Annotated in this window: 21 protein-coding genes and 1 tRNA gene; 11 read left to right on the forward strand and 11 right to left on the reverse strand. The window is 47.4% G+C overall.

Features of this window, described 5'->3' with window-relative positions:
• Positions 1–101: 101 nt before the first annotated feature.
• Genes moaB through OIR97_RS05490 form a run of 3 tightly spaced genes read right to left on the reverse strand, consistent with a single transcriptional unit; the run spans position 102 to position 3,276 of the window.
• Positions 102–650, reverse strand: coding sequence for a molybdenum cofactor biosynthesis protein B (moaB, locus tag OIR97_RS05480; RefSeq protein ID WP_169544583.1), 549 nt, complete (start codon positions 648–650; stop codon positions 102–104).
• Positions 637–2,418 carry a lytic transglycosylase domain-containing protein gene (locus OIR97_RS05485; RefSeq protein WP_169544584.1) on the reverse strand — a complete coding sequence of 594 codons (1,782 nt, stop codon included), beginning with the start codon at positions 2,416–2,418 and terminating at the stop codon, positions 637–639. Before OIR97_RS05485 ends, moaB begins: the two co-directional genes overlap by 14 nt.
• Positions 2,419–2,463: 45 nt before the next feature.
• Positions 2,464–3,276, reverse strand: coding sequence for a uracil-DNA glycosylase (locus tag OIR97_RS05490; protein WP_169544585.1), 813 nt, complete (start codon positions 3,274–3,276; stop codon positions 2,464–2,466).
• 322 nt (positions 3,277–3,598) lie between these two features.
• Between OIR97_RS05490 and OIR97_RS05495 the strand changes: the two genes are divergently transcribed.
• The 5 genes from OIR97_RS05495 to OIR97_RS05515 all read left to right on the forward strand — a co-directional run bounded on the left by OIR97_RS05495 (position 3,599) and on the right by OIR97_RS05515 (position 8,985).
• Positions 3,599–5,248, forward strand: a complete 1,650-nt coding sequence (locus OIR97_RS05495; RefSeq protein ID WP_169544586.1) for an electron transfer flavoprotein-ubiquinone oxidoreductase — start codon at positions 3,599–3,601, stop codon at positions 5,246–5,248.
• A gap of 128 nt (positions 5,249–5,376) precedes the next feature.
• Positions 5,377–7,137, forward strand: a complete 1,761-nt coding sequence (locus tag OIR97_RS05500; RefSeq protein ID WP_169544587.1) for a tetratricopeptide repeat protein — start codon at positions 5,377–5,379, stop codon at positions 7,135–7,137.
• Positions 7,134–8,015, forward strand: a complete 882-nt coding sequence (locus OIR97_RS05505) for a 4-(cytidine 5'-diphospho)-2-C-methyl-D-erythritol kinase (RefSeq protein WP_169544588.1) — start codon at positions 7,134–7,136, stop codon at positions 8,013–8,015. Before OIR97_RS05500 ends, OIR97_RS05505 begins: the two co-directional genes overlap by 4 nt.
• A complete protein-coding gene (locus tag OIR97_RS05510; protein ID WP_169544589.1) occupies positions 8,005–8,838 on the forward strand; it encodes a dienelactone hydrolase family protein in 834 nt (277 codons plus the stop codon). The genes OIR97_RS05505 and OIR97_RS05510 overlap by 11 nt, the downstream gene beginning before the upstream one ends.
• Before the next feature lie 72 nt (positions 8,839–8,910).
• Positions 8,911–8,985 (forward strand) — tRNA-Gln (locus OIR97_RS05515).
• Between the two features lie 165 nt (positions 8,986–9,150).
• On the opposite strand, the gene OIR97_RS05520 is transcribed toward OIR97_RS05515, so the two are convergent.
• The 4 genes from OIR97_RS05520 to OIR97_RS05535 form a co-directional block, all read right to left on the reverse strand.
• Positions 9,151–9,435 carry a hypothetical protein gene (locus OIR97_RS05520; protein WP_169544590.1) on the reverse strand — a complete coding sequence of 95 codons (285 nt, stop codon included), beginning with the start codon at positions 9,433–9,435 and terminating at the stop codon, positions 9,151–9,153.
• Positions 9,436–9,679: 244 nt separating this feature from the next.
• On the reverse strand, positions 9,680–10,927 hold the full coding sequence (locus OIR97_RS05525; RefSeq protein WP_169544591.1) for a three-Cys-motif partner protein TcmP: 1,248 nt from the start codon (positions 10,925–10,927) through the stop codon (positions 9,680–9,682).
• Positions 10,928–10,947: 20 nt separating this feature from the next.
• Positions 10,948–11,727, reverse strand: coding sequence for a DUF5131 family protein (locus tag OIR97_RS05530; RefSeq protein ID WP_169544592.1), 780 nt, complete (start codon positions 11,725–11,727; stop codon positions 10,948–10,950).
• 446 nt (positions 11,728–12,173) lie between these two features.
• Positions 12,174–13,040: a DMT family transporter gene (locus tag OIR97_RS05535; protein WP_169544593.1), complete on the reverse strand. Its 867-nt coding sequence runs from the start codon at positions 13,038–13,040 to the stop codon at positions 12,174–12,176.
• A gap of 193 nt (positions 13,041–13,233) precedes the next feature.
• On the opposite strand from OIR97_RS05535, the gene OIR97_RS05540 reads away from it, so the two are divergent.
• Positions 13,234–14,388 (forward strand): winged helix-turn-helix domain-containing protein, encoded by a 1,155-nt coding sequence (locus OIR97_RS05540; protein WP_169544594.1) that lies wholly within the window; start codon positions 13,234–13,236, stop codon positions 14,386–14,388.
• Positions 14,389–14,708: 320 nt separating this feature from the next.
• The gene (locus tag OIR97_RS05545) at positions 14,709–15,365 is read left to right on the forward strand and encodes a VPLPA-CTERM sorting domain-containing protein (RefSeq protein ID WP_169544595.1); all 657 of its coding nucleotides are present in this window, start codon (positions 14,709–14,711) and stop codon (positions 15,363–15,365) included.
• 520 nt (positions 15,366–15,885) lie between these two features.
• Here OIR97_RS05545 and OIR97_RS05550 read toward each other — a convergent pair.
• Together OIR97_RS05550 and OIR97_RS05555 are read right to left on the reverse strand one after the other, a co-directional pair.
• Complete coding sequence (locus tag OIR97_RS05550) at positions 15,886–16,563, reverse strand: gamma-glutamylcyclotransferase (RefSeq protein WP_169544596.1); 678 nt, start codon at positions 16,561–16,563, stop codon at positions 15,886–15,888.
• A gap of 359 nt (positions 16,564–16,922) precedes the next feature.
• Complete coding sequence (locus OIR97_RS05555) at positions 16,923–18,128, reverse strand: acyl-CoA dehydrogenase family protein (protein ID WP_169544597.1); 1,206 nt, start codon at positions 18,126–18,128, stop codon at positions 16,923–16,925.
• Positions 18,129–18,239: 111 nt separating this feature from the next.
• On the opposite strand from OIR97_RS05555, the gene OIR97_RS05560 reads away from it, so the two are divergent.
• A complete protein-coding gene (locus OIR97_RS05560; protein WP_169544598.1) occupies positions 18,240–18,638 on the forward strand; it encodes a rhodanese-like domain-containing protein in 399 nt (132 codons plus the stop codon).
• Between the two features lie 102 nt (positions 18,639–18,740).
• On the opposite strand, the gene OIR97_RS05565 is transcribed toward OIR97_RS05560, so the two are convergent.
• Entirely contained in the window at positions 18,741–19,823 is a 1,083-nt protein-coding gene (locus tag OIR97_RS05565; protein WP_169544599.1) for an endonuclease/exonuclease/phosphatase family protein, read from the reverse strand.
• Between the two features lie 241 nt (positions 19,824–20,064).
• Complete coding sequence (locus tag OIR97_RS05570; protein ID WP_169544600.1) at positions 20,065–22,053, reverse strand: AsmA family protein; 1,989 nt, start codon at positions 22,051–22,053, stop codon at positions 20,065–20,067.
• A 343-nt stretch (positions 22,054–22,396) separates the two neighbouring features.
• Here OIR97_RS05570 and OIR97_RS05575 point away from each other — a divergent pair, with 343 nt between their 5' ends.
• Genes OIR97_RS05575 through OIR97_RS05585 form a run of 3 tightly spaced genes read left to right on the forward strand, consistent with a single transcriptional unit; the run spans position 22,397 to position 25,368 of the window.
• Positions 22,397–23,380: a TRAP transporter substrate-binding protein gene (locus OIR97_RS05575; protein ID WP_169544601.1), complete on the forward strand. Its 984-nt coding sequence runs from the start codon at positions 22,397–22,399 to the stop codon at positions 23,378–23,380.
• Positions 23,381–23,419: 39 nt separating this feature from the next.
• Entirely contained in the window at positions 23,420–23,974 is a 555-nt protein-coding gene (locus tag OIR97_RS05580; RefSeq protein ID WP_219821667.1) for a TRAP transporter small permease, read from the forward strand.
• Complete coding sequence (locus OIR97_RS05585; RefSeq protein WP_169544602.1) at positions 23,971–25,368, forward strand: TRAP transporter large permease; 1,398 nt, start codon at positions 23,971–23,973, stop codon at positions 25,366–25,368. Before OIR97_RS05580 ends, OIR97_RS05585 begins: the two co-directional genes overlap by 4 nt.
• The last annotated feature ends 41 nt before the right edge of the window (positions 25,369–25,409 follow it).

Here is a 25,409-nt window from a genome sequence, read left to right on the forward strand (position 1 = left end):
GCTTTCAAATTTGTGTAGGCCCAACTATCAAGCTAAAAAATTAACAAACTGTTTTCGAGAAGCGACTTGTTTCATTTATAGGGAAATTAGCATTAGAAGGCTTACGATTTACTGCGTTTTAGATGTTCCTGAAGGCGCGGAAAGAGTTCAACAAAGTTACACGGCATGAATCGGTAATCCAATTGATGAACCAAAATGCCATCCCAAGCGTCTTTAACAGCCCCTGTCGACCCAGGCAGGGCGAACAGATAAGTGCCGCCAGCGACCCCCGCCGTCGCTCGGGACTGAATGGTGGAGGTTCCAATTTTTTGATAGCTCAGCATTCGGAATAACTCACCAAAACCCGGTATTTCTTTTTCATATAGGGCTGTAAACGCTTCGGGGGTTACGTCTCGACCCGTCACACCCGTTCCACCGGTAGATATAACGACATCGACTTCCTCATTGGCAATCCAGTCTTTGAGAAGTGCTTGAATTGCCGGGATTTCATCTTTGACGATTTGTCGATCCGCAAGCAGGTGGCCGGCGTCTTTCAGGCGATCAACGAGCGTTTGACCGGAGCGATCTTCAGACAACTCTCTTGTATCTGAAACGGTAAGAACGGCAATTCGAACAGGAATAAAAGTCCTGCTATCATCAATTCCGGGCATTGTCTGCAACCTTTCTATTCTTTTTGTCCAACGAACGGTACTGGGGCCATCTTCCCTGTGCAATGTCGTCAAGCGCAGGCAGGTCTTGTCCCAATCTGTGCCGGTAGATCCAGAAGTTGGTCAGTACCCGTTTTATGAAACTTCTGGTTTCACGGCTTTGCATGGCTTCGATAAAGAAAAGTGGGTCTCCATTTGCTTTTGTTCTGGATTTCCATTTTATCAAATTTCCAGGCCCGCCATTATAGGCGATTGTAAGATGGAACAAATTTGTCTGAACTGTTTTGTCTTGCATCAAATAGGTCAAATATTTTTGACCCAGCTTCAAATTGTAAGACGGGTTAAAAAGCTTCCTGTTCTTTCGATTGCGCAGGCTTTTGTCGCCGGCAAGATAACTTGCGGTGGACGGCATCAGTTGCATAAGGCCCTTAGCCCCAACGGGGCTCTCGGCACGTGAATAAAATCCTGATTCTTGACGCATAAAAGCATAGATCAAGGCGCGGTCTACTTTGAAACCGCCCTGAGGGATCCATTGGGGCAGCGGATATATAGCGGCGTCAATTGCAGTATCTTTTCTTTCCCATAGATACAAACCCATCCGCATGGCAACGGCAGGAACGCCAATGCGCTCGGAAAGGGTCAATAAAAGGTTCCCGTCTTTTGACCGCAATTTAGAAAAGGAGGATCGTAATTCGCGTTCCGCCAAGTGGAACTGGCCCGCTTCGCTTAGGGCAATTGCTCGTTTAGCGGCCGGCAGCTTTAGCAGTTTTTCAATATTTGCTGCTGTTAATTTCGGCAAATCCCAGTCGAAAGGCTTGTAAACGCCAAGTTGCCGCAACGCTAACAACCCATAAAATGTCCTTGGATAGGTTGCCGCCTTTTGGAGATACTCAATCGCTTTTTCAGCCTCGCCCAATTTCAGGAAACTGCGCGATGCCCACCAACTGGACCGACTGGCTGTCCAACCAGAGATCCGTTTAACATCGCTTAACGCTGTGAAATGCCTGGCAGCCTTTTTCATCTTTCCAAGACGCCAAGCCGTCAAGCCCGCAGTCCAGTGGGCGAGGGGGACATAACGACGGGACTTCTGCAAGGCAGCTTCTGCGTGTTCTAAAGCAAGGTCATCTTTTGCATAGAGAAAGAAGCTTTTGGCAATTTGCGCCTGCAAAATGGCGTACTCGGTTTTATCTAATAACTTCTGGATTTTCTTTTGTTCCAGATACTCGATCGCCTTTGTTGGCTGACCTCGATATAAATATCGCCGAACTACCCGATGCGCATGTTTGACTTCAGTAACTGTTTTTGTGCTTCGCGAACGTTTGCTCTTATAGGACCTTGAAAGATAAAACGGTTGGCCCGGGCCTGTTCCACCGAGATATTGGCCGGTTTTAGGCTTTGGCGTGGCTTTCCAATCAGATAAATGGCGACTGACGGCCAGTCGGTAAAGCTTGTCGGCACCGGGATGATCCGCATATTGTTTTAACCATAGATGCAATTCGGGGTAAGAAGCCCGATAATGGGTTGGGTGCATGTATCGCTGTTGCTTGACATGTCCCATCAGCAGAGGGTCTTCAATTTTTCTGATGAGTTTGTCTGCTTTTTTCCAGTTGCCCTCTTCTTGCTCCCGAAAAATTTGCTGATATAGACCAGCGTCCTTGTCACTGAGAATTGTCGGTATTGTGTCGGCGTTTACTTTTCCCGGCAGTGCAGAAAAAGAAATCAGGATCAGTAATCCGATCAAAATGAGGCGTTTTGAGAAGGTCAAGTTCATTACATGCTACTTGTGATTAAACGGTTACTGTTGTGAGGGGCGATGTCATGGGTGCGCGGCATTGATCGCAGACTGTATGGCCAACAGGTCTTTCCAGGCAATCTTTTTTGATGCGGGATGTTCTAGCAGGAAGGCAGGATGGAACATTGGCAAGGCCCGGACACTGGTTTCACCATATTCCATGGTCAACCACTTTCCGCGTAACCGGTTAATGCCAGATTTTTGACCGGTTAAGAAAGAGGCGGCTTCTCCGAATAAGATAACGGTCTGTGGGGCAGTCAGTTCAATATGCCTTTCGACAAAGGGCAGACAAACAGCTTGTTCTTCGGTTGTTGGCGCGCGTCCTCCCGGTGGACGCCAGGGAAGAATGCTTGTCATGTAGACGTCGTCTTCCGAAAGGCCAATGGCATTTAACATTTTGCTGAGTAGTTCTCCGCTCTGTCCAGAAAAAGGAAGGCCTGTTCGATCTTCATCTGACGCTGCTGGCCGATCAATCAGCATAAGCGGGCTTTTCGCGTTGCCCCGGGCGAACACGGTATGGGTGGCAAGCTCTTTAAGCGAGCAACCGTCGAACAATTCGATGGCATTTTTCAGGGCGTCAATCGTGGCACAGTCAGCCGCCACAGATTTGGCATGGTTCACCAGCTCAGCATTGGGGCGTGGCGGTTTGGCTGCTGACACGGAGACAGTCGCTGCCCGAGCCGTTGGCAGGGGCCGACGGGCTGTCTGTTCTGCTGGGGCTGATTTTACGGGTGGTTTAAGGGCAAAATGATCGATCGGTGTCTCACCGATGGTTTCATTGACGCCCGCCTCCAGATAAAAGTCCAGAATTTGTTTTATGTTTGCATTCCCGTACATGACGCGCATCATAGCAGCAGTCGATTATAAATTTGAACCCTGTGTCGTGTCTCATTATTATAATCGCAAATTATGTTTCACGGACTTTCCCAAGGGGAAATCTGCATGTTTGTGCATATTCAAAGCTCCTGATTTTCCAATCGCAACTGCAGAAGGGCAGAAAACTGCCAATGCGTTCGAAAAAAACAGGATTGACGCATTATAAAAAAAATATAGTGTCAGGAAAAAATAAAGTTGGACACTCGTTTGGTTTACCGAGAAAAGACGATTGCAGGCGGCTTGTTCGGCCCGATTAAATAAAAATGCTAGAAGAGGCTTTATAATGGAACGCGAATCTATGGAATTTGATGTCGTAATTGTTGGCGGAGGACCGGCTGGTCTGTCTGCGGCGATAAAATTGCGGCAATTGAGCATGGAAGCTGATATTGACATCAGTGTGTGCGTTCTGGAAAAGGGCTCTGAGATTGGCGCGCACATTTTGTCGGGCAATGTTTTTGAGCCACACGCGCTGGAAGAACTTTTTCCTGACTGGAAGGAAAAAGGCGCTCCGCTTAACACTCCGGTGAAATCAGAAAATTTCTATTTTTTGACAGAAGCAAGTGAGATTGCTTTTCCAAACTTCCTTTTGCCTAAGCAATTGCATAACAAGGGCAATTACATCATCAGCCTTGGAAATTTGTGTCGCTGGCTGGCCGAACAGGCTGAGGCGCTGGGTGTGGAGGTCTATCCTGGTTTTGCAGCAGCAGAGGTGTTGTATCATGAGGATGGCAGCGTTAAAGGTGTCGCAACCGGAGATATGGGGATCGGCCGCGATGGCACGCCGAAACCGACCCACGAGCCGGGTATGGAACTGCATGCGAAATACACGCTTTTCGCGGAAGGGGTTCGCGGATCTCTTACCAAGACATTGTTTGAAAAATTTGACCTGCGCGAAAACTGTGACCCACAGTCCTTTGGGATCGGCATCAAAGAAATTTGGGAGCTGGACCCTTCACAACATCGCGAAGGACATGTTTTCCATACGGCGGGCTGGCCGATGGATATCAAGACCTATGGTGGTTCTTTCGTATATCACCTTGAAAATAATCAGGCTTATGTCGGCTATGTTGTCGCACTCGATTATGAAAATCCTTATCTGTCACCGTATGACGAATTCCAGCGTTTCAAATCTCATCCAATGATGAAAGAAATGCTTAAAGGCGGCAAGCGGATTGCATATGGTGCCCGGGCGATTAATGAAGGGGGCCTTCAATCCGTTCCCGAGCTGGTATTCCCAGGCGGTGCGATTGTTGGTTGTTCAGCCGGTTTTGTGAACGTGCCGAAGATCAAAGGATCTCATACGGCGATGAAAACAGGGATGATGGCTGCTGAAGCGATCATGGCTGAATTCAAGGAAAATGCAGAGACCCCTGCGAAGGTTCTGGAAACCTATCCAAAGCTGTTTAAAGATTCATGGGTATATAAAGAACTTTATGAAGTTCGAAATTCAAGGCCAGCCTTCCGGTGGGGTCTTCTTGCAGGAACACTTTATACAGGTATTTCACTGAAACTCTTTGGCGGTAGAGAGCCTTGGACCTTCAAGATCCATGATGATCATTCTGCGCTGAAAAAAGCAAAAGATTGCAAGAAAATTGAATACCCGAAATATGATGGTGTTTATACATTTGATAAACCCTCTTCTGTCTTCCTGTCCGCTACAAACCACGAGGAAGACCAGCCCGTTCATTTGACGTTGAAGGATGACACGGTCCCGGTTCGTATTAATTATAATGAATATGCGGGCCCGGAACAGCGGTTCTGTCCAGCCGGTGTTTATGAGTATTTGACGGACGACGACGGCTCCAACCCTCGTCTGCAGATCAATGCTCAAAACTGCGTGCATTGTAAAACCTGCGATATCAAGGATCCAACCCAGAATATCAATTGGGTCGTCCCTGAAGGAGCGGGAGGACCAAATTACCCGAATATGTAAGATATTAACCGCTTACATATTGAAATCGCTCCTCATAACATCCTATTTCTGTTACCTGGATATCAAAAATAAGTTAGTGTCTTATCGCTAAAAGTAGAGATAGTATCCGGGTAACAGAGGTATTTTGAATGAAAAAACAGACATCACGACGCTTTGTATCCCTATTGACCGGATCGGTCTTTCTTGTCTCGCTTGGGGCGTGTGCAGGGACGGGCTCGGGTGCTGGTAGTGAAACCTTACCATTTTCTTTTCAGGATGACGGGGGGATCGCCGATCCTTATCCTTCATCTTTCGCCGGTCAGTATCTGGCAGGCCGACAAGCCTTTCGAGAGAAAAATTCTGAAGAAGCTGCCAAATATTTTGATCAGGTTCTGGAACAGTATCCGGAAGACGGGTTTATTCTACAAAATACGTTTCAGGTAGCGCTTGCCAACGGCGATATGGAGAAAGCATTATTGCTTGCCCGGGACATTACAGCGCAAAATGCCAACGACGACGGCGCTGCGCGCCTTATCCTTGCTATTGACGAAATCCGGTCCCGCAATTTTCTGAAAGCCGGCGAGCATTTGTCGAAGACCCGTGCAGCCGGGTTCAATATCCTTATCCGCCCTGTTCTTGGCGCCTGGGTCAAGTTGGGTCAGGGGCAAAAAGAAGCAGCTTACAAAGCGCTGGATGAACTTGACAATTATGATGGCTTTAAAGCCTTGAAATCCTATCATTTGGCATTATTGGCGCATGTGTCCGGGGACCGCGAAGAAGCCCAAAAACAGTTTGAAGCGGCGTATTCCGGGCCCGCCGGGCGCGCCGTTCGGTTTGTGCAGTCCTACGGTCGTTTCCTGATGGAACAGTCGGATAAAGAAGCAGCCCTGAAGATTATTTCGGACTATCAAAAACAGTTCCCGCTCAGTCCAACGGCAAACCGCCTGTTGGAAGATCTGACGAAAAACAACAATGTCGAGCCAGTATTGAACAACCCCATCGATGGCGCAGCAGAGGCCTTGTACAGTTCGGCGACGATCGTAAGTCAAGAACGGGTGCGTAGCGTCGCCGCGACATATGCCTATTTCTCCTTGATGTTGCGTCCGGACCTGGTGGAAGCAAAGGCGTTGCTCGCTGAAATCGCGGAGGACGAGCAAAAATGGGAGAAAGCGCTTTCTTTCTATCAAGCGATCCCGGAAGGCTCACCGTATACACTCAACGCTCGTATCCGATCCGCGTGGATTGCGCACCGGCTGGGAGAAACGGACCGAGCTGTTTCCCGGTTGGAACGACTGGCAAAAGACAACCCGGATAATATTGAGCCACTGGTGGTTCTGGCGGACTTGAACCGAGATGTAAAAAATTGGCGCCGGGCTGCGAGTGCCTATGGCCGCGCGATTGATAATATTGGCGAAGCAAAAAGCAGGTTATGGTCTTTGTTATATGCCCGTGGCATCGCTTTTGAACGCCTGAATGAATGGAATAATGCGGAGGCAGATCTGGTGAAGGCGCTTGAGCTCCGCCCAGATCATCCGCAAATTTTGAACTATCTCGGATATTCTTGGGCTGACCGTGGTGAAAATCTGGAAGAAGCCAGGAAAATGTTGACGAAGGCCGTCTCGTTGCGCCCTCGGGATGGCTATATTGTTGATAGTCTGGGATGGCTGTATTACCGGATCGGTGACTATGAAAATGCAGCGTTGCAACTGGAAAAAGCCGTGGCCCTTCAGCCGGAAGACCCGACAATAAATGATCATTTGGGCGACGCTTACTGGCAGGTTGGCCGGTATAAAGAAGCACGATATCAGTGGCAGCGGTCTTTATGGCTGGATCCGGAAGAAAAGTTGATCCCGATTATTGAAGATAAACTGAAAAATGGCTTACCTAAGGGGAATGGCACAGGTCAATGAAGCGGGTCGCCTATGCTCCTCCGAAGGTTAATCTGTTCCTGCATGTGACGGGGAAACGGCCCGATGGATACCATTTTCTGGAGAGCCTTGTCTGTTTTCCAAGGGGTGGGGACGAGCTCACTCTTACAGAAGATGAGTCACAGCTTCAATTGTTTGAAACAGGGCCTTATGCTGCGCAGACAGGGTGCCAGTCTCGCAATCTTGTGATGCGGGCGGCGGATCTGTTGAAACGAAAATATTCAGTACCAACCGGAGCGCGTTTTCTTTTGCAGAAGAATTTACCGGTTGCGTCCGGCATTGGCGGTGGGTCAGCTGATGCCGCGGCGGCGTTATTACTTCTCAATGAAGCCTGGGGCTTGAATTTGTCAAAGGAGACGCTGGGCGAAATTGGCCTGACGCTTGGTGCCGATGTACCGGTATGTCTTTTGCAGCAGACCGCAATGATGCGCGGAATAGGGGAGCAGGTTACCCCGGTAGCCAACGGGCCAGCCTGTTCCATTCTTCTTGTTAATCCCGGAATATCGATTTCAACGCCCGATATTTTTAACGCGCTAACGCTCTCTGGTAACACTTCTGATTGTCCTGGTTTTGAAGATCTGGATTTCGAGCAATTTATCGAGGCGCTTCGTGCGTGTAGAAATGACCTTCAATCCGTGGCCGTTGATCTGGCACCTGACATTCAGACTGTTCTGAATAAAATAAACGACACGGAGGGGTGCCATCTTGCGCGCATGAGTGGCAGCGGGGCAACCTGTTTCGGGCTTTACAAGACAGTGCCTGAAGCGGAAAAGGCACGCGCGGAACTTTTGGGCAGCAATCCAGCCTGGTGGGCGCTGGCCTCTCATTTCCCACATCAGGACCACCCTGATGACCAGTAGGCATTTGAGGCGCTTGTCCGCAATTTTTGGCCTGTTTGCACTGCTACTGGCAACGGCCTCCTGTTCCTCACCTGCAGATCCACCCCGTGCAAATGTACCGCAATTCAAAGCGCCCGTTACCTCTGATCTGGAACGGATCTGGCAAAATGCCGTCGTGGCGGTGCCTGTTCGCGGAACAACGGGTTCAATGGTGACGACCAATCGGGGCCGGGCCGGGCCGCCTCAAGGTCTGGCTGGAGTGGGGCCGGATATCCGATGGCCGATCATTGTTGTTGTGCAGGCCTGCGGGTTGCCTGACCCGCTTGAATTAATGCGCGCGATGGCAGAACAGGGCTATGTCGTCCTCTCTCCCGCCTCAAATTCGCGGTTTTTTAATCCGTTGGACTGTCAGCCCGTCGCATCTGTGCACGATCGGGCGGAAGCGACACTGGATGAGCGACGGCTGGAGATCAGATATGTTCTGAAACAGTTGTCAAAGCAGTCGTGGATAGATCCTGCCAATGTTTTCCTTGTTGGTCTGCACGATGGTGCGGCGGCAGTGGCCCGCTATACTGGCCAAGACGTGAAAGCCCGAATTCTTGCGGAATGGGACTGTCAGGGAAGCGGCAAGGTAAATGGCGTTGCCCACGCGGAACAGTCGCCAATTTTCGCCGTCACATCCGCACGAACACAAACATTTGGTGGGGATTGCAGTCGGTTTTTTGCCCCAGCGGAGGAAAGCGTTGTCCTATCCATGCCTCAGAAATACGCCAACAATATCCTTCTGGAGCCGATTGTTTACACGCAGTTTCTCCGTTTTCTGGACCGCCAACTTTTTAAATGACACGGGATTGTCATTTTTTTTAAATTTAGGCTTGAGATTACCGAACTTCTTGGATAGAAAGAGGCCTCTCGTTGGGGTGTAGCCAAGCGGTAAGGCACCGGTTTTTGGTATCGGCATGCGCAGGTTCGAATCCTGCCACCCCAGCCACTCACTTTTCCCTTGAAAATTTGACCTTCAGAACGACACGGATAACTCCTTGCTTCAATTTTAAACTGCAAGGTGTCTATAAATCTAGGGGCATCTCATTGAGTTGTATGTTGAGTTGTTCATGGTGTGAGAGGCTAAGGCAGTTCCCCAGCCCCTCAGTCTGGTTTAGGAAATGACCGTCAAGCCTGCTGTCGTCTCTTTCCCATTACCTTCACGGCCTGCTCCACCACCTGTCATGCGGTCGGTAGCTTCAACTTCATAATCCAGAATGATATGTGTCTTGCCTACCCAGAATTCCTTGGTGTGATAGCAGATGTCATCCCTGTCAAAGCATGGCCTTAGACCAGAGAACTCAACATCAAACCAAGTCCTGCCTCGAATGTGACCCCCTCGCTCTACATAGCAGTCCACTGGGAAGAAACGGCGCAAACGCTTTAAGCTACTCATCATGTACTTGTTATCCTTTTGTCCATGGTTGTTAATCGACAAGAGGAATCATTTCAGAATAACAGTGGGTTAACAAGTAAAATTCAAACCCTCTAATATAGTTGACTGAGCGGAACTATTATTTGAGAGCCTGCCTCGCCTTGAGCGATACCAAGCTTGCACATAGTTGACGCTGAGGAACGAGTTTTAGGGGCTGCTGAAGGGGGCACTGTTGTTAACGTGCAACACCAGCAGTGCTGGCATTATATTACTTTTTTGGAAAGCCTAACAGGGAGTAAAAGCTCGTTTGTCCTTTTAGCTTTAATGTGTCTGTAGGCTTGATGGTGTTGGGTTTTCTGCGCTCTCTACCCGCCTCAGTCAATACTTCAACATCAGGGTTTTCTATCATCATTTCATGAATGTCGTCACTGTGCGCCGCCGTTTCGCTGTAAGCGGTTTTGTAGAAGTCTTCAATGGATAGCACGTCTCCTGCATCAGAAATCACTCTCGGAATGTCATCGTATAACTCTTCTTTTGAGGAATCCCGTGCAGACTGATTGAAAAGAAATAGCTGCCCTTCCTTTGAAGGATCGTATGATAACATCTTTAGTCCCGATCTTCCGAAGTGAGCCTGTGCATTTTCATTTTCGTATAGAACATTGTTATAAACCTGCCTTGCGCGATGAGCGTTAGCAAAGTGCATTAGCCAATATTGCCAGCCATGTGGGTTGTTAATAGAGAAGGGGCTGACATATGGTGCACAGGCTTTTAAGTATTCAAACACAAGCTGTTCAGTTTTTCCCAGCCAATCAGGTTTGCTAATTACTCCGTCGCTAGACTGTAGCAAATCCTGAATTTGTGCCTTCACATTATCCTCTAACGGAACTGCATTGTTTTCATTGGAGGGAGACAAATATGTCAGAAGGCTTTTAATCATAAATGTTAAAATGATTTCTGCTGACTTCCACGAAGTCATGATGTCCCGTAGGATGGTTGTCTTAATCTGGGAATATCCGCACTGGTCCAAGTTGAACAGAACGTTACTGCACCGTGCAGCTGTCAAGCGTTGCTTGATTTCGGGGTAGACATCCTCAAACTTTGAATGAAAATACTCTACATGGATATTCAGGTTAGGGTTTTCAGCTACTATCCCAGCAAGGTAAGGCGCTACGTTTACTTTCAAATGCTGAATTGCTGTTGGATCTGCATCATTTAACATGAGCAGGCATTCAATGAATATTGGCTTCATACCCTTATCAGTTCTACTGAGATTTATCTCTTGAACGACTTCATTGAGAGTGTGAATGAAAATGAGAGGGGAACCAAACTCACCACATGAGTACTGACCTGCGCCTGAAAAGCCATCAACTATTGCTAGGCGAAATTTCTCCATTTGAGGGATTTTGCAACGTGTGATTAAGTATTGCCTAAAATACTCTTTCAGGATTTCATGCTTTTTCTTGGTGTGGTCTTCTAGTTTAGCGCCGTTATCCCAATCGTATTCTTTCTTAGCCAAATGTTACCTATCTGCATTTCTCAAAGGGTTAAATTTAGTTCGGGCATCTCGTCCCAAGTTCTACCTCTATACTCGCGTCCATTAGCCTTTTTTGACCTTTTCTGATTATCTTTGCCCCACGTTCCCCACTGTTTGAAAAAGAAGGCCGTGCCAAATTGTGAACATTGCTCATGGATTTCATCTATCCATTCTTCTTTTATGGGTCGTGCACTGCTGCCACTTTCGCCGCCAACGATTGCCCAATGTATATCCGATAGATTAACACTGCCTACGGCACCAATTAGTGGTTCGAATGAAATAAATCTAATCGTTGCAGGTGTTTCGCGCAAGTAATCAATTCTCTCCTTGGTTTCGTGGTTCTCTACACTGGTTCCTAGCCAAACATTGGCAAGTGTCGGTAGAGCCTGCTCAGCGATTACCTCAGCCATCCTGTCTGGACGTTTCGTTAGGATTTGATAATTGTGGTGAGGTGTGTCCGCCATAACGTTCCATACAGAGCAGATAAACTCATCGTCCACATCTGGGTGAAACAGATCGCTCATTGAATTTACGAATATCTTTCTAGGCTTCTTCCATTTGTATGGTATCTGAAGGGAGGCATTGTCTTGTTTTATTTTGCCATTCCAGACAGTTCGTTTACCAGTCTTGCGGGTAAGGCCAGCATATTTCTTGACACCCATTGCTTCCAGCCTTTTAGCCATTAGCATTGCATAACAATTAGTGCAGCCAGCACTTGCTAATGAGCACCCAGCAACCGGATTCCATGTGGCATCAGTCCACTCTATTTGAGATTCAGCCAAAACCAGCCCCATACAATTTTTAATTAGTCGTAAATTATCATGCTGTTAGAAAAAGCCAATAACTCATTTGTTCACTTTTTGTTCTTATTGTCAAGAGTTCTATGGACAACTTATATGGCTAAACACCTTGCCTACTGGTTACACGATGGTTACACATTTGGCTCCTGTCGGAGTTCGGAACGTGAACAGAAAGCGCAGTATTCTGGGGATCAACGCCTTGGGTGAAATTTGAGTGGGGTTCCTGCCACCCCAGCCACTCACTTTTTCCTTGAAAATTTTAATATGTAGCTTTTTCGAGTTGCTGGGTCAGATGTTCTGAATATCAGGGCCGTGTATTAAGGCTGTGGGTTTGTTGTGGTTGGGCTGGGTATGACCGTTAGTTCATAGAGCCTACCTGAATTTCTATCCCAGATCAAAAGGGGGACAGGATGTCTCCGCTTTCAATTTTATTGTTTTCGTGTTTTTCGTTCTCGCAGGACGATATAGCAGCCGCTTGCGACGACAATTGCGCTGCCCAGGAGTGTTAGCCCGTCCGGGCGTTCTGAGAAAACAATGGCTCCCAGTATCATCGCGAATACAAGGCGGGTATATCGAAACGGCGCGACGACCGAAATTTCCCCGGTTCTCATTGCGATTGTGAGGGCGTTATACGCCACGACCCCCGCGGCGATGGTTGCCGACAACTTGAACCAGACCGTCATTTCAGGCACAACAAATGAAATGCCGTGCCACACAGACAGGATAACGCCTGCCAGGAAGAGGATAAAAAAGCCATAGATGCCCAATTGCCGGTTGGACATGGTCATTGGGGCGGCGCGTGTGGCTAGATCGCGCCCTGCAAAGCCGAGGGTTCCCAAAACGGCGAAAAGTGAGGCCGCTTCAAAGCCGCTCCATCCAGGACGGAGGATAAGAAGCACACCTGCAAATCCAAGGATAATACCTCCCCAGCGGTGCCAGCCAACGCTTTCTTTAAAGAAGAAAATAGCACCTAACGCCACAAATAAAGGGGTTGCCTGTAATATGGCTGAGGCACTGGATAATGGGGTATATGCAATGGCGAGCGCAAAAAACAGGCGTCCCAATAACTCACATGCCGATCTGATGATAAGGGGTGGGGCCGTGATTTGCGGATGGATGATCTTTTCCCCCTTGGCCATGCTCAAAATCATGAAGACGAGCATACCGCCCAAGCCGAACAGGATTAGGGCTTGTCCCACCGGGATGGCTTGCACGGCCGATTTGAAGAACATATCCTCCAGGGCAAAGGCTGCCATTGCGAGAACCATAAAGAGTGTGCCGCGTATATTGTTCATTTTCAGCGCTTTATTATTTGTGCAATCGGGAAGAGGTGTGTGATTGGGATTTACTGGTCTTTATTAGTGGTCGCGACCTAGGTTGGCCAGCGAGAACAAAAAATGTTCGATGAATTTGTGATCCGTGTCAAATTCTGTTTGACTAAAACCCGCTTCAATACAGAGTGTTCATCAATAAAGACGAAAGCCGTTTATGCCCCTTAAAATATCAAATCAAGATGCCCGGTTGTTGTTGTTAGAGGCGATGGGGCTTTCCGCAAAAGTGACGGGTCCTGTTGATGTCGAGGCCCTTTCTAAATCATTAGGATTTGTCCAGTTGGATACGATCCGAGTTGTTGAAAGGGCACACGATCACATTCTATGGACGAGACACCCCAAATACAGACCCCACATGTTGCCTCAGGCCTTTTCGGAGAAACGGCAATTGTTTGAACATTTTACTCATGATGCATCGCTCATTCCCATGGCTTTTTTCCCCTTTTGGCAACGGCGGTTCTCACAGCTGGAGGAAAAAGTTGGCAGACGGTATCAGGATTTAAAGACGCTGAACCTGGAGCATTTGTTGGAGCGGATTGAGGCGGAGGGGCCTCTGTCCACCCATGCGTTTGATACAAAAGTTGTTGGCCAAAAAAAGATGTGGCAACGGCCCCCTCACAAGCAGGGGTTGGAATATCTTTGGTATTCCGGGAAACTGTCCACGTCTCACCGCGTTAATTTCAAGAAATTTTACGATCTTACTGAGAGGGTCGTGCCGTTTGAACAGCAGCAACAAGAGATTTCTGATGAGGCTCAGATTAACTGGCTTTGTGAAGCGGCTCTCAACCGTCTTGTTTTCGCGACTGAAGGTGAAATCCAGCGGTTTTGGGAGGCGGTCAGTTTAAGGGAAGCGAAGGTCTGGGCAGAACAGAATGCAAGCAGGCTTGTGCGCGTTGAGGTGGAAGGACATGACGGGGCGGTCCGGTCCTGTTATTCGTTTGCCGATATCGAAGAGCGGTTGAGCAAAGTTGGGGATCCATCAAAACAGCTACGTATCCTAAATCCGTTTGATCCTCTTATTCGGGACCGAAAGCGGTTAGAGCGCCTATTTGGTTTTTACTATCGTATCGAAATCTTTGTGCCGGAACAAAAACGGCAGTGGGGATATTATGTTTATCCTATTCTTGAAGGCGCAAGATTTATCGGTCGGATCGAGGTGAAGGCAGACCGTGCTTCTGGTCAGATGCAGGTTTTACGTGTCTGGATGGAAGACGGGGTCCATATTGGCAGTGGGCGTTCGGCGAAACTGGAGGCTGAAATTAATCGTTTTAAGCGATTTGCCGGACTGGATGAAGTGTGTTGGGCCGTTTAAGGTCTACTCTGGTCCATCTGATTCGATTTCGTGCTAAATTACTGTCCGATATACCGATATCTAGCGTGAAATATTAACTATAAAGGCCCATCACGTTAACCTAATAATTCAATTTATGGTTAATTTTTTGTACCATATTTGCCGATTTATGGTCAAATATGTTTAAAATTTTATAAAAGTATAAAGAACGCTGATCTGTGCGTTGACAAGTTTGAACGCAAACATTATTCAATCGTTAATCATTTGTTAATGTTTTCTGCAGGCGTCAACAGTATCGACGTGACTGTAGGTGTAAAATTTCCGCTTAATTGGATGGAAAAATGCTTAATCGAGTTAAACTTATTGCTGCTGCTGTCAGTGTATCTGTTTGTGCAATCGCCGCGACGCCTGCATCTGCTGCAACAGTCTTTTTCAGTGGGTTTGAAACACCTATTGCTGACACAAACAACGACGGCTGGGACGTTATCAACCCACTTTTTGAAGGTTGGTCTGTCACAGCGGGTCCTGGTATTGAAGTTCAAAAAGGAAATATTGGCGGCGCAAGTCCTTATGCCGGCAATCAGAAAATTGAACTTGATAGTGACTTCGCGACAAATACAAACTCTGCAATGTCACAGAGCGTAAATCTTGCTGCTGGTACATACGAATTCTCTTTCGCGTATCTTGGTCGCACAAGTGACGTGAACACGAACGGAATTGGTTACAGCATCGACACCGGTGTTCTTGCTGATACACTTGTGACTGGCGTTCGCTCAGATGGCTGGGAAATTATCTCCCACATCTTCACTTTGGCGAATGCACAGACTATCACAATGAATTTCTGGGCATCTGGCACAGACGACACACGTGGCGGTTACCTGGATAACGTTCAGATCTCTGCAGTTCCACTTCCACCTGCTGCTCTTCTGTTCGGCGCAGCCCTTGGTGGACTTGGATGGCTTGGTCGTCGTCGTAAGAAAGCAGCGCTTACTGCATAAGCGGTAAACCTAACACTAAAAAACGGTGGCCTGAATGGCCGCCGTTTTTTTTGCCTAAAGGCCAAGATCACGCCTGTTTCTGGGTAAAGACGGGAATATGATCCTCTAAGTCGTTTGATTCGTTTTTTTCGTGATAAAAAAGTGAATAAATTTTTTTTAATGTAATTTAATAATTACATAGACGTCATCTATATGACGTTAAGTAAAGAATAAAAATACTAAGAAATAAGCCTATGCTATTAGATTGCTTATTGTTTTCGTTTGACACCAGTAATTCTGTTTGTTCTTGATCTTTCCCGTCATTATGCAGATACTCAAAATCAGTTGATCAGTTCCAAGAATTGATCTGCTGGATATCCCCCCCGATATCCTAGTAGATGTAGTATCAAGTACCCTAGTATTAAGTACATAGTTGCGTATTCGTACCGATTATTTAGTATCAAGTACCCTAGTACCCCTCTGATGTTGGAGAGATCTAATATCAGCCGATATGATCCCGGCACACACCCCTCGTGCCGGGTCATTTCTTTTTCGGGTAGGCATTTTCCACTTTCCTCATCAGATAATGCAAATACTGATCTTTGACGTTGATTTCTTCTAGATGCGTTACCGTATTGCTTAGATAATCACGGCATGTTCCAAGATATCCTTCTCCCGTTGCAATCAGTTTGATCTTTTCACCAATCTCGATCTCTGGCGTATATCTGCTATGCTGATGATTGACGACAAACGTCAATGCAGGGACCTTTTTACCATTTTGAAGGGTGAGTTTGCATTCAGTTGCCCGATAGGCGCCAGAAAGCATTTCTCTCATCCACAGGATACGGGTTTCACTCTCTACCTTATGCGATGGGATGTAGAAGCCTCTGCCATTGCAGGACCCCCCGTTATCAAGGGCGAGCATAAGCCCTGGCTTTTCAGCGCTCCCTCGCCCCATCGAAAGTTTCAGGCAAAAACTCCGTCGGTAGCCGAATAGCCTTGCTGGTATAGAGTGATCAAACTCAAACGCGGGATTCCAGAGGAGTGAACCATAACCGAACACCCATAAACCGTCCTCGCTTTTCCTGTTTTTTAAAAAGTCCTGCCGGCTATTTTCCCTTTCTTCATGAGTAAGGGCATCATAAGGGCCATGCTTGCGCGCTTCTGCGATCAGTTCATCGATCCGTTGGGGGGTGAAATCTTCTCGTTTCAGCATCATTTCTCCTTTGCCAGAATGTCGTGGCTTTCGGGAATGGTCAGAAAACTCTTCCTCGGGGCCCATAAATGGAGACAAGGCTCAGGGATTTATAATCGATCGATCCTAAACGAGAATGTCGCTTGGGTGAGGACCCTTTGAAAAGCGGGGCATTTCTTTTTAAGTATGGAATTTGGTGATTGCAGGATAATCGTTTCTTTGGATGACCGCTGTATTTTCGCGTAATCCACAGAAAGTGGGGCAGGGCCTGATGAAAAGAGCTTTGCCCGGAATGGCTAGGATGGCAAAGAACTGTCGATGAGAGGGGTATCACAGGACCTCCAGCAGGAAAGGGGGCCGGTCCGTGGACCGACCCGTTGTTCTTATAGGCCGAGGATAAGTTTTGCCATAATGTTCCGCTGGATCTCGTTTGAGCCACCGTATATGGAAACTTTTCGGGCATTAAAATACCGAGGCGCGACGCCACTGGCATAATCCGCGCCAAGGGGCTCATCATTTCGTCCGGCCTGCAGCGGAATGAAAGGCGTTGAGTATGTACCGACAGCCTCATACGCAAGCTCAACAACATCCTGGTACAGGTCAGTTCCCCGACATTTCATCAAGGACGACTCGGGGCCCATATTCTGTCCGTTGCTGAGTTTACTCAAAATGCGCAGTTCGGTCATTTCAAGTGCCTGAATATCAATTTCCAGTTTCGTCAATTTTGACCGGAATGACGGATCAGACAGAAGTGCCTGACCGCCGGCAACTTCCTTTTCAGCAATCGCTTTGACCTTTTGAACTCCACGTTTCAGGCGGCCTGCATAGGCGTTTCCGCGTTCAAATTCCAACAGATACTTAGCATATGTCCACCCCTTATTCACTTCACCGATAAGGTTCTCTTTAGGAACCTTAACATCGTTGAAAAAGACCTGATTAACCTCTTGTGCGCCTTTAACAGGAAGGTCTGTCGTTTGAATGGGGTCTACTGAAATGCCTGGTGACTTCATGTCGATCAGCAGAAACGAAATACCTTCCTGTCGTTTTCCCTCTGTCGAGGTACGCACAAGGCAGAAAATCCAATCTGCGTATTGAGCAAGGGTTGTCCAGATTTTGGAACCATTGCACAGGAAATGATCGCCCTTATCTTCAGCTTTCATTTGAAGGGACGCCAGATCGGAGCCTGAACCAGGTTCAGAATACCCCTGGCACCACCAGTCTTCGTTTGTCTGCATCCGTGGCAGGAACCGACGTTTTTGCTCATCCGTTCCAAATTTCAAAATGACCGGCGCACACATCTTGATGCCGAACGGAATAACGCCAGGAGCGTTCGCATTCGCCATTTCAGTCTCGAAAATGTATTTTTGCGTGGTGGACCAACCGGTACCACCAAATTCTACAGGCCATTCAGGTGTCAACCACCCTTTTTTTGCAAGGGCATTTTGCCAGCGAACATGATCTTCGCGGGGTAAATAGCTATTGCGTGTATCGGCCATTTTTTTCTGGAGATCGTCGTCAAAATTGTCATTGATAAACTCGATGACTTCCTGACGGAATTCATTGTCTTTGGGGGTAAATGAAAGATCCATGATTTCCTCTTTGTGTTTTTGCTTTTATCTGCTGGCATCCCTGATCGTGAGATTGTAGCATTCATTGGCAAGGATCAAGTGTTAAGTATAGCCACAAGTCTGGAGAATAAAATGAAAAAAACAGTCAAACAGATGGTTGCTGCGGCAAATGAAAAAATTGAAACCCTGACAACTGCGGATGCAATTGCATTACATGGTCGGGAAGAGGTCACATTTGTTGATATCCGTGACGTAAGGGAATTGGAGCGTGAAGGTCAGGTTCCGGGTGCAGTGCATGCGCCGCGGGGCATGCTCGAATTCTGGGTTGACCCTGAAAGCCCGTATCACAGAGATGTGTTTGCAAGTGGTAAAAAACTGATCTTTTTCTGTGCGGCAGGCTGGCGGTCTGCTCTTGCAACCGCGACGGTAAAGGAAATGGGACTGGATAACGTAGCGCATATTGACGGTGGTTTCGGGGCATGGCGGGATCAAGGAGGGCCTGTCGAAGAGCGAGCGGCCAAGAAAGCTTAAGCTTTTTCATTCTGCAGAAAAGGGCGCTCGGCGCCTTTTTTTGTTTATTGTTCTACACAATGGGGGACGTTCGCCTTACCTGACGTGATAAGGCGGGTTATTTTATTTCTCCCAGTCTTCACCTACGGGATTGCGATCCCGTTTTTTTTCTGTGTCAATTACCTCTTTCGCTTCGTCGAAATCATCCTTTGTTGCGTCGGGTGGAGTGGTGTTTTTTGCACTAAAATTCAGGGCGAGCTCGTACATCATGGGGAAGTGATCTGATCCAATAAAGGGTTGCCGCATTATATTGACGAGCTCAAATTCTTCAGAATGAAAAATATGGTCCAATGGCCACCGTAAAAAGGGAAACCGGGCATCGAAGGAATTGTACATGCCCCGTCCTTGCCTTGGATCAAGCAGTTGAGACAGTCTCATGAAACGACGAGTGGTTGCAGACCATGCAACATCATTTAAATCACCCGTGATAATCATCGGGCGTTTCCGATCAATGGCGATTTTACCAGCAATCAGAATTTCGGCGTCGCGGCCCATTGTATCGCTGTTCGGAACCGGTGGATCGGGATGGATGGAAATGAGGTCAAACTGTTGATCATCATCGTTTCGAAACGTGCAATGAAAACTGGGTATTTTGTCGTTCAGCAAGAATTTTATGTCACCTGAAATCATGTCAAGACGAGAGGCAAGAAACATCCCATAACTGTTATCCTGTGGGCATGTCAACGTGTGGGGATAGTGTGAAAAAGCGTCGTTAATGGCGTCAGTCCAAGCCTGATCAGTTTCCATAAGGATAAATATATCCGGCTCACATTCGCGGAGGAGCTCGATAAGCTTTGAATAGTCACGATTGCCCTGTTTCACATTACAGATAAGAAACCGGATCACCGTCTCGTCATCAGCATTCGTTTTGGATTTCGCCGATTGTTTGAACCAAAGCGGTGTGAACCGAATGATAAATATCGCCTGAATAACAAAAGCACTGAGAAGCATGGCCAAAAAGACAAGATCCAAGCTGTTGTCTGGCTGCGAAAGAGAAAGGATAATAGCTGTTAAAATTGCAATGGTGGCAATTTGCAAGCGCCCGAAATCGAAGATCCGCACGACCCCATGACTGATGGGTAACAGAGGAAGTAAACTGGCCAGAAGACAAAATGATGCGATCGCGCCGAATATGTAATCTGTCATATGGTACCTTCGATGATGCCCTTGTATGGGGCGCACTCGGTTTGATGTGTTCTGAGTATGGAGCCTAGTCTACCGGAGCCATGTTGGCCAGCCCTCCAAATTTCAAGGCTTGTCAGTGGAAGCAATTGGAAACAGAAAAAAATATTTCACTGGTTTTCAGTTTAAGGGTTTTAGGGTCGAGCAAAAAAAAGCTATGGCCCCGGATGGGTGACCATAGCTCGGTTTTGTTTAATAAGTCGGGCTAGTCTTTCTTTCCAAGAAAGCCGCCCAGGGTTTTCCCAAGGGTATCACCCAACGTTTTCTTCAGCTCTTCCTTGCCTTTGGTTTCCAGCCCTTCTTTAAGTTTTGCAGGGTCAGCGATATTTGTAATCGCGCCCGCAAGGTCTGGTGCAAATTTAGGATCATCCCAGGAACCAGAAATTTTGATCGGAACAACAAGCCCTGTTGCATCCTTGCCACCTTGCCCTTCAGTTGTCGCAACCAATTTGGGTTCCACACGGTAATCCAAGGTTTTGGGTGGCATGTTTACATCCCCTTTACCGGTGATGCGAACAAAAGGATTGAGCATTTTCAGATCATTGTTCTTCAACAAACCATTTACAATTGTAAATGTGCCGGAAAGTTCAGCGAAATCTGTTTTCTGGGCGCCGCCACTATCGGTAAAGGCGCTGGCAACATTACGTGCCATTGCGGCCAGATTAATGCCGGAGATGGCACCATTTTCAAACAGGATCTGCCCATTGCCGTTCAATGCTTCGATGAAATCTTTTTGGGATTTGCCCGTTGCATTGATTTTCAGATCTATTTTACCTGTGCCTTCAAGTTTGTCGAAGTCAGCGGCGTCTGTCAGCATTGGCAAGAGTTGTATGCCTTGTAACGAGAAGGATTTCGCGACTTTGGCAGTGGGGTTGCGAGCATCCAGCATGACTGATCCGACGCCCTTTCCGTCGTACAAGTCAAGTTCTGTCAAATCTACATTGAGAACGCCATCTTGCAATTTCGTTGCAACACTGCTTTTGCCGATTTTTACTTTTTGAACCAGTATTTTTCCGACAGACAAATCGAATTTTGCATTGGCCGATTTCAGACCAGAAAAATCCATGGGTTTGTCGTCCCATTTTTGGTCACTGGCGGTTTTGGCCGGTGCGGACGCGTCAGACGCAGCATTTTGATCGGTGCCGGCATTCTCGGGCAGATAAGGATTGATATCCAGTTCTACGATATCCAGCCGCCCTTCAAGATAAGGGATTTTCTTTCCAAGATTGACTGAAAAGTCTCCGTTCCCGTTTATCTTGTCAAACGCCAAAGTCGCATTTTTAAAGGCGTAAGCAGTATCATTGATACTGACATCGCCTTTAACCGAAACCAGACCAAAGGTCCCCTCTTTTGCTTCCATTGGCTGGCCAACCCAGGCCGTAAGATCTTTTAGCGATGGGATGTTGAGGTCGGTTTTGCCATTTAATTTAAGAGGCTGCGTGGCGTCGATACCGCCGTCCAGAGTAAATGTAACCTTTGAAGAAGTAACGGATGATTTCAGGCTTGTTGGTTTGTTTTCGAGAACTGCCCGTAAAGTTCCGACTTCGGTCTCAAAATCTACTTTTTCGGCATTCCAAACGGCATTGCCTGCGGCTTTGAAAGGGGCGTCCAGTCCGGTGAGTGTCAGCGCAATATTAATATCCGAAAGTATTTGGATATCACCAGTTTTCTGGTCATTGTAGGTCAGGGCTCCGTCAATGATTTGCACGTCACCCAAATTCAGATCACTAATTCCCAAATCGCCGCCTGAAGAGTCTGAACTACTCGCCGTTTCGGCGTCCGAAGTTCCGGATGCGGTTCCTGCCGGGCTTGAGAATTCCCAGTTTTTGTTCCCCTTTTTATCACTTTCTAAATAGATGACTGGCTTGTTGAGAACAAATTTGTCCACCTGCACCTGACCTGTGATGATGGGAAGGACAGCAAGTTCCACTGTCAGCGTATCAATGCTAACCATATTCGGCTCATTGCTGCTCGGAGCGTTGGAAAGAGAAACCGTCGACGCATTGACGCCCAATGTTGGGAAAACGCTGACACTGAAGTCGCCATCGATAGACAGTGTTCGTCCCGTTGCATCATTAACGGCTAGTATGAGTTCTTCTTTCAGCCGTTCTGCAGGCACCAGAAATGGTATTGCGACAACAGCCACGATAAGTAGAACAACAATGCCCAGAATACCGTAAAAGACCTTTTTCATTAGTTCACCCCAGTATTGGATCGCGTATGTATGGTGGTGGCCACATGGCCAATAAAACGCTTTGGATCGTTATGGATATCTTGTCATAACTGTGTGTCACAAAGAAGGCTTTGTCAAAATTCATCGCATGATATTACCAACAATTAATCCGATAATTGAAAGGGAATATGGGATAAAGCTGTAACTTTGCAGACAAATCTACTCGCAAAATAAACAATTAGGCGCTATTCTCCTTCTATATAATAAGTATCAGAAAGCTGTATTCCAGTCATTTTGATGACAAGTGCTGTGAAAAACAGCCAATTTTCATAAAAAAGTAGAATAGTTGACAGAGGAGAAAACAATGCGCCTTTTTATTGGAGCTGCAGTCGCGGCTGGTGTGATGCTTGCAGGAATTGTTGCACAAGCTGAACCAATTAAAATTAAATTTTCACATGTTGTGGCGGAAAACACACCAAAGGGGCAGATGGCTCTGAAGTTCAAGGAATTGGCGGAAGCCCGTCTTCCTGGAAAAGTCGTTGTCGAAGTTTTCCCTAACTCTCAGTTGTTTGGCGATGGTAAGGTATTGGAAGCGATGCTTCTGGGTGACGTTCAGATCGCGGCGCCGTCTTTGTCCAAGTTCAATAAATACACCAAAAAGCTTCAGGTTTTTGATCTGCCGTTCCTCTTTAAAGACATGGATGCAGTTGAAAAATTCCAAAATGGTCCCAAGGGTCAGGAATTGCTGAATTCCATGGAGAAAAAAGGTCTGATCGGACTGGGATATCTTCATAACGGGCTAAAGCAGCTTTCAGCTTCTCGCGAACTACGTAGTCCTGTAGATGCGGACGGTCTGAAATTCCGGATTCAGACATCTGATGTTCTGGCAGCCCAGTTTGAGGCCGTTGGTGCAACGCCTTTGAAAAAACCTTTCTCAGAAGTCTTCCTACTGTTGCAGACAAAAGCAATAGATGGTCAGGAAAATACCTGGTCAAATATCTATTCGAAGAAGTTCTTTGAAGTACAGGATCATATTACCGCTTCGAACCATGGTTTGATTGACTATCTTGTCGTAACATCTGCTGAGTTCTGGCAAGGACTAGAGGATGACACACGCAAGGTTCTGAAAGCCTCTATGGATGAAGCAATTGCCCACGGCAACAAGATCGCGGCGGAAAAAGTCAATAGTGATCGCAAGCGTATCGCCGATTCCGGACGTAGTAAAATTCTGGATCTGAGCGCTGCAGACCGCGCTAAATGGGTTGAAGCGATGAAACCTGTTTGGGCAAAATTCTCTGATGAAATTGGTCAGGATTTGATCGACGCTGCCGTCGCTTCAAACAACTAATTCTCGGTTCCCGGAAAATTTCAGACAAGGGGGCCAATCGTGCGTCACTATGTCGAGCGTTTGGAGGAGGGATTGATTTCCCTCCTTCTCGTTATCATGACGATGCTTGTGTTTGTCGAGGTCGTCATGCGGTTTGTTTTTAACAGTGGGTTTCTCTGGCTTCAGGAACTAACCCTTCTAACCTCTGCGTGGTTTGTTCTCCTGGGTGCGTCCTACGGGGTTCGTGTGGGTGCGCATATTGGTGTAGACGCGCTGGTTCGTTTGCTCCCCCCAAACATACACCGACTGGTCTCAATCGCGGCCGTCGGCATGTGTCTGTTTTACTGTGGGCTCCTGTTTGCGGGCTCGTGGGTTTATCTTGAAAAGATGAAGAAAATTGGGCTGGAGCTTGAAGATTTGCCGTACCAAAAATGGGTGGCGCACTCCATTCTGGTTGTTGGGTTTGGTCTTCTTTTCATTCGGTTTCTTCAGTTGCTTTGGAAAATCATCAAGGGAGAGAGTATCGGATTTCAATTGGCTGATGAGGCTAAAGAAGTTCTGGAAGAGATCGCCCATATTGAGCCAGTTAAGAAAAACGAAGGAGATGGCAGATGATTACAGCTGTTCTCTTCACACTTCTGTTTCTGGGCATCTTTATGGGGATGCCGATTGCCATCGCACTTGGTTTCTCCAGTATCGTTACAATTTACTATCTCTCTGGAGACAGTATCGCATCGATGGGACTCAAATTTATTGAGAACCTGACAGATCACTACACATTGCTGGCCATTCCGTTCTTCGTTTTATCCAGTGCGTTTCTTTCAACCGGCGGCGTTGCTAAACGGTTAATCCGATTTGCTAACGCAGGGGTTGGCCACATTCGCGGTGGTCTCGCCATGGCTTCGGTTCTGGCCTGTATGCTGTTTGCTGCAGTGTCGGGGTCTTCACCTGCCACTGTGGCCGCGATCGGCTCAATTGTGATCGCAGGTATGGTCAAAACAGGTTACCCGGAAGAGTTCGCGGCAGGCGTGATTTCCAATGCTGGAACATTGGGTATCCTGATCCCGCCCTCCATCGTTATGCTGGTCTATGCTGCGGCAACCGAAGTATCCGCAGCCCGGATGTTTATGGCCGGGTTTATCCCGGGCATCATGATGGGGTCAATTCTGATGTTGGCGATATACATTTATGCGCGTATCAAGGGATTGCCGGCACAGGAACGCGTATCCGCAAGAGAATTTTTCTCCGCAGCGTTTAGCGCGTCGGGCGGTATCATTCTCATTGTCATCATCCTGGGCGCCATTTATGGCGGCATTGCAAGCCCGACCGAAGCTGCGGCTGTCTCCACTATTTATGCGTTTATTATCGCCGTTGCCGGTTACCGGGATATGGGACCGTTGAAGGAAATACCCTGGCGTTATGAAGGGGAGAATGCCGGTTCAGCCGTAGTAAGAAATACCTGGCAAATAATGGTCGGTATTCCAAAAGCATTTTTTGCGCCTGATGTGCAGAAGGTGGTGCTGGACGGTGCCAAGGTCAGCTTTATGCTGCTTTTCATTATCGCCAACGCAATGCTTTTTGCACATGTTTTGACGTCCGAGAGAATCCCGCATGTTATTGCCGAAGCGATTACAGGGCTTGGATTGCCGGCTTGGGGATTCCTGATCATTATGAACCTTTTGCTTTTGGCGGCAGGTAACTTTATGGAACCTTCCGCCATTTTGCTGATCATGGCGCCAATCCTGTTTCCGATTGGCCTCCAGTATGGCATTGATCCCATTCATCTGGGGATCATTATGGTTGTGAATATGGAAATTGGCATGATTACGCCGCCTGTAGGCTTGAACCTGTTTGTCACGGCGGGAATTACCGGGCGTAGTATTGTGTGGGTGGTGAAGGCTTGCCTGCCTTGGCTATCACTGTTGTTACTGTTCCTGATAATGGTGACCTACATACCTCAGATATCACTGTTCCTACCAGAACTGATCGATAGTTTAAGAACCCGGTAAGGGTAAAAAAAAGGGCGGTATTGCACCGCCCTTTTTTTAAT

Source organism: Sneathiella aquimaris, from assembly GCF_026409565.1.
Taxonomy (GTDB): domain Bacteria; phylum Pseudomonadota; class Alphaproteobacteria; order Sneathiellales; family Sneathiellaceae; genus Sneathiella; species Sneathiella aquimaris.

Bases quoted from the DNA above. Each gene is read 5' to 3' on its own strand.
- moaB (WP_169544583.1), bottom strand. From the start codon at position 650: ATGCCCGGAATTGATGATAGCAGGACTTTTATTCCTGTTCGAATTGCC.
- OIR97_RS05485 (WP_169544584.1), bottom strand. From the start codon at position 2,418: ATGAACTTGACCTTCTCAAAACGCCTCATTTTGATCGGATTACTGATC.
- OIR97_RS05490 (WP_169544585.1), bottom strand. From the start codon at position 3,276: ATGTACGGGAATGCAAACATAAAACAAATTCTGGACTTTTATCTGGAG.
- OIR97_RS05495 (WP_169544586.1), top strand. From the start codon at position 3,599: ATGGAACGCGAATCTATGGAATTTGATGTCGTAATTGTTGGCGGAGGA.
- OIR97_RS05500 (WP_169544587.1), top strand. From the start codon at position 5,377: ATGAAAAAACAGACATCACGACGCTTTGTATCCCTATTGACCGGATCG.
- OIR97_RS05505 (WP_169544588.1), top strand. From the start codon at position 7,134: ATGAAGCGGGTCGCCTATGCTCCTCCGAAGGTTAATCTGTTCCTGCAT.
- OIR97_RS05510 (WP_169544589.1), top strand. From the start codon at position 8,005: ATGACCAGTAGGCATTTGAGGCGCTTGTCCGCAATTTTTGGCCTGTTT.
- OIR97_RS05520 (WP_169544590.1), bottom strand. From the start codon at position 9,435: ATGATGAGTAGCTTAAAGCGTTTGCGCCGTTTCTTCCCAGTGGACTGC.
- OIR97_RS05535 (WP_169544593.1), bottom strand. From the start codon at position 13,040: ATGAACAATATACGCGGCACACTCTTTATGGTTCTCGCAATGGCAGCC.
- OIR97_RS05540 (WP_169544594.1), top strand. From the start codon at position 13,234: ATGCCCCTTAAAATATCAAATCAAGATGCCCGGTTGTTGTTGTTAGAG.
- OIR97_RS05545 (WP_169544595.1), top strand. From the start codon at position 14,709: ATGCTTAATCGAGTTAAACTTATTGCTGCTGCTGTCAGTGTATCTGTT.
- OIR97_RS05550 (WP_169544596.1), bottom strand. From the start codon at position 16,563: ATGATGCTGAAACGAGAAGATTTCACCCCCCAACGGATCGATGAACTG.
- OIR97_RS05555 (WP_169544597.1), bottom strand. From the start codon at position 18,128: ATGGATCTTTCATTTACCCCCAAAGACAATGAATTCCGTCAGGAAGTC.
- OIR97_RS05560 (WP_169544598.1), top strand. From the start codon at position 18,240: ATGAAAAAAACAGTCAAACAGATGGTTGCTGCGGCAAATGAAAAAATT.
- OIR97_RS05565 (WP_169544599.1), bottom strand. From the start codon at position 19,823: ATGACAGATTACATATTCGGCGCGATCGCATCATTTTGTCTTCTGGCC.
- OIR97_RS05570 (WP_169544600.1), bottom strand. From the start codon at position 22,053: ATGAAAAAGGTCTTTTACGGTATTCTGGGCATTGTTGTTCTACTTATC.
- OIR97_RS05575 (WP_169544601.1), top strand. From the start codon at position 22,397: ATGCGCCTTTTTATTGGAGCTGCAGTCGCGGCTGGTGTGATGCTTGCA.
- OIR97_RS05585 (WP_169544602.1), top strand. From the start codon at position 23,971: ATGATTACAGCTGTTCTCTTCACACTTCTGTTTCTGGGCATCTTTATG.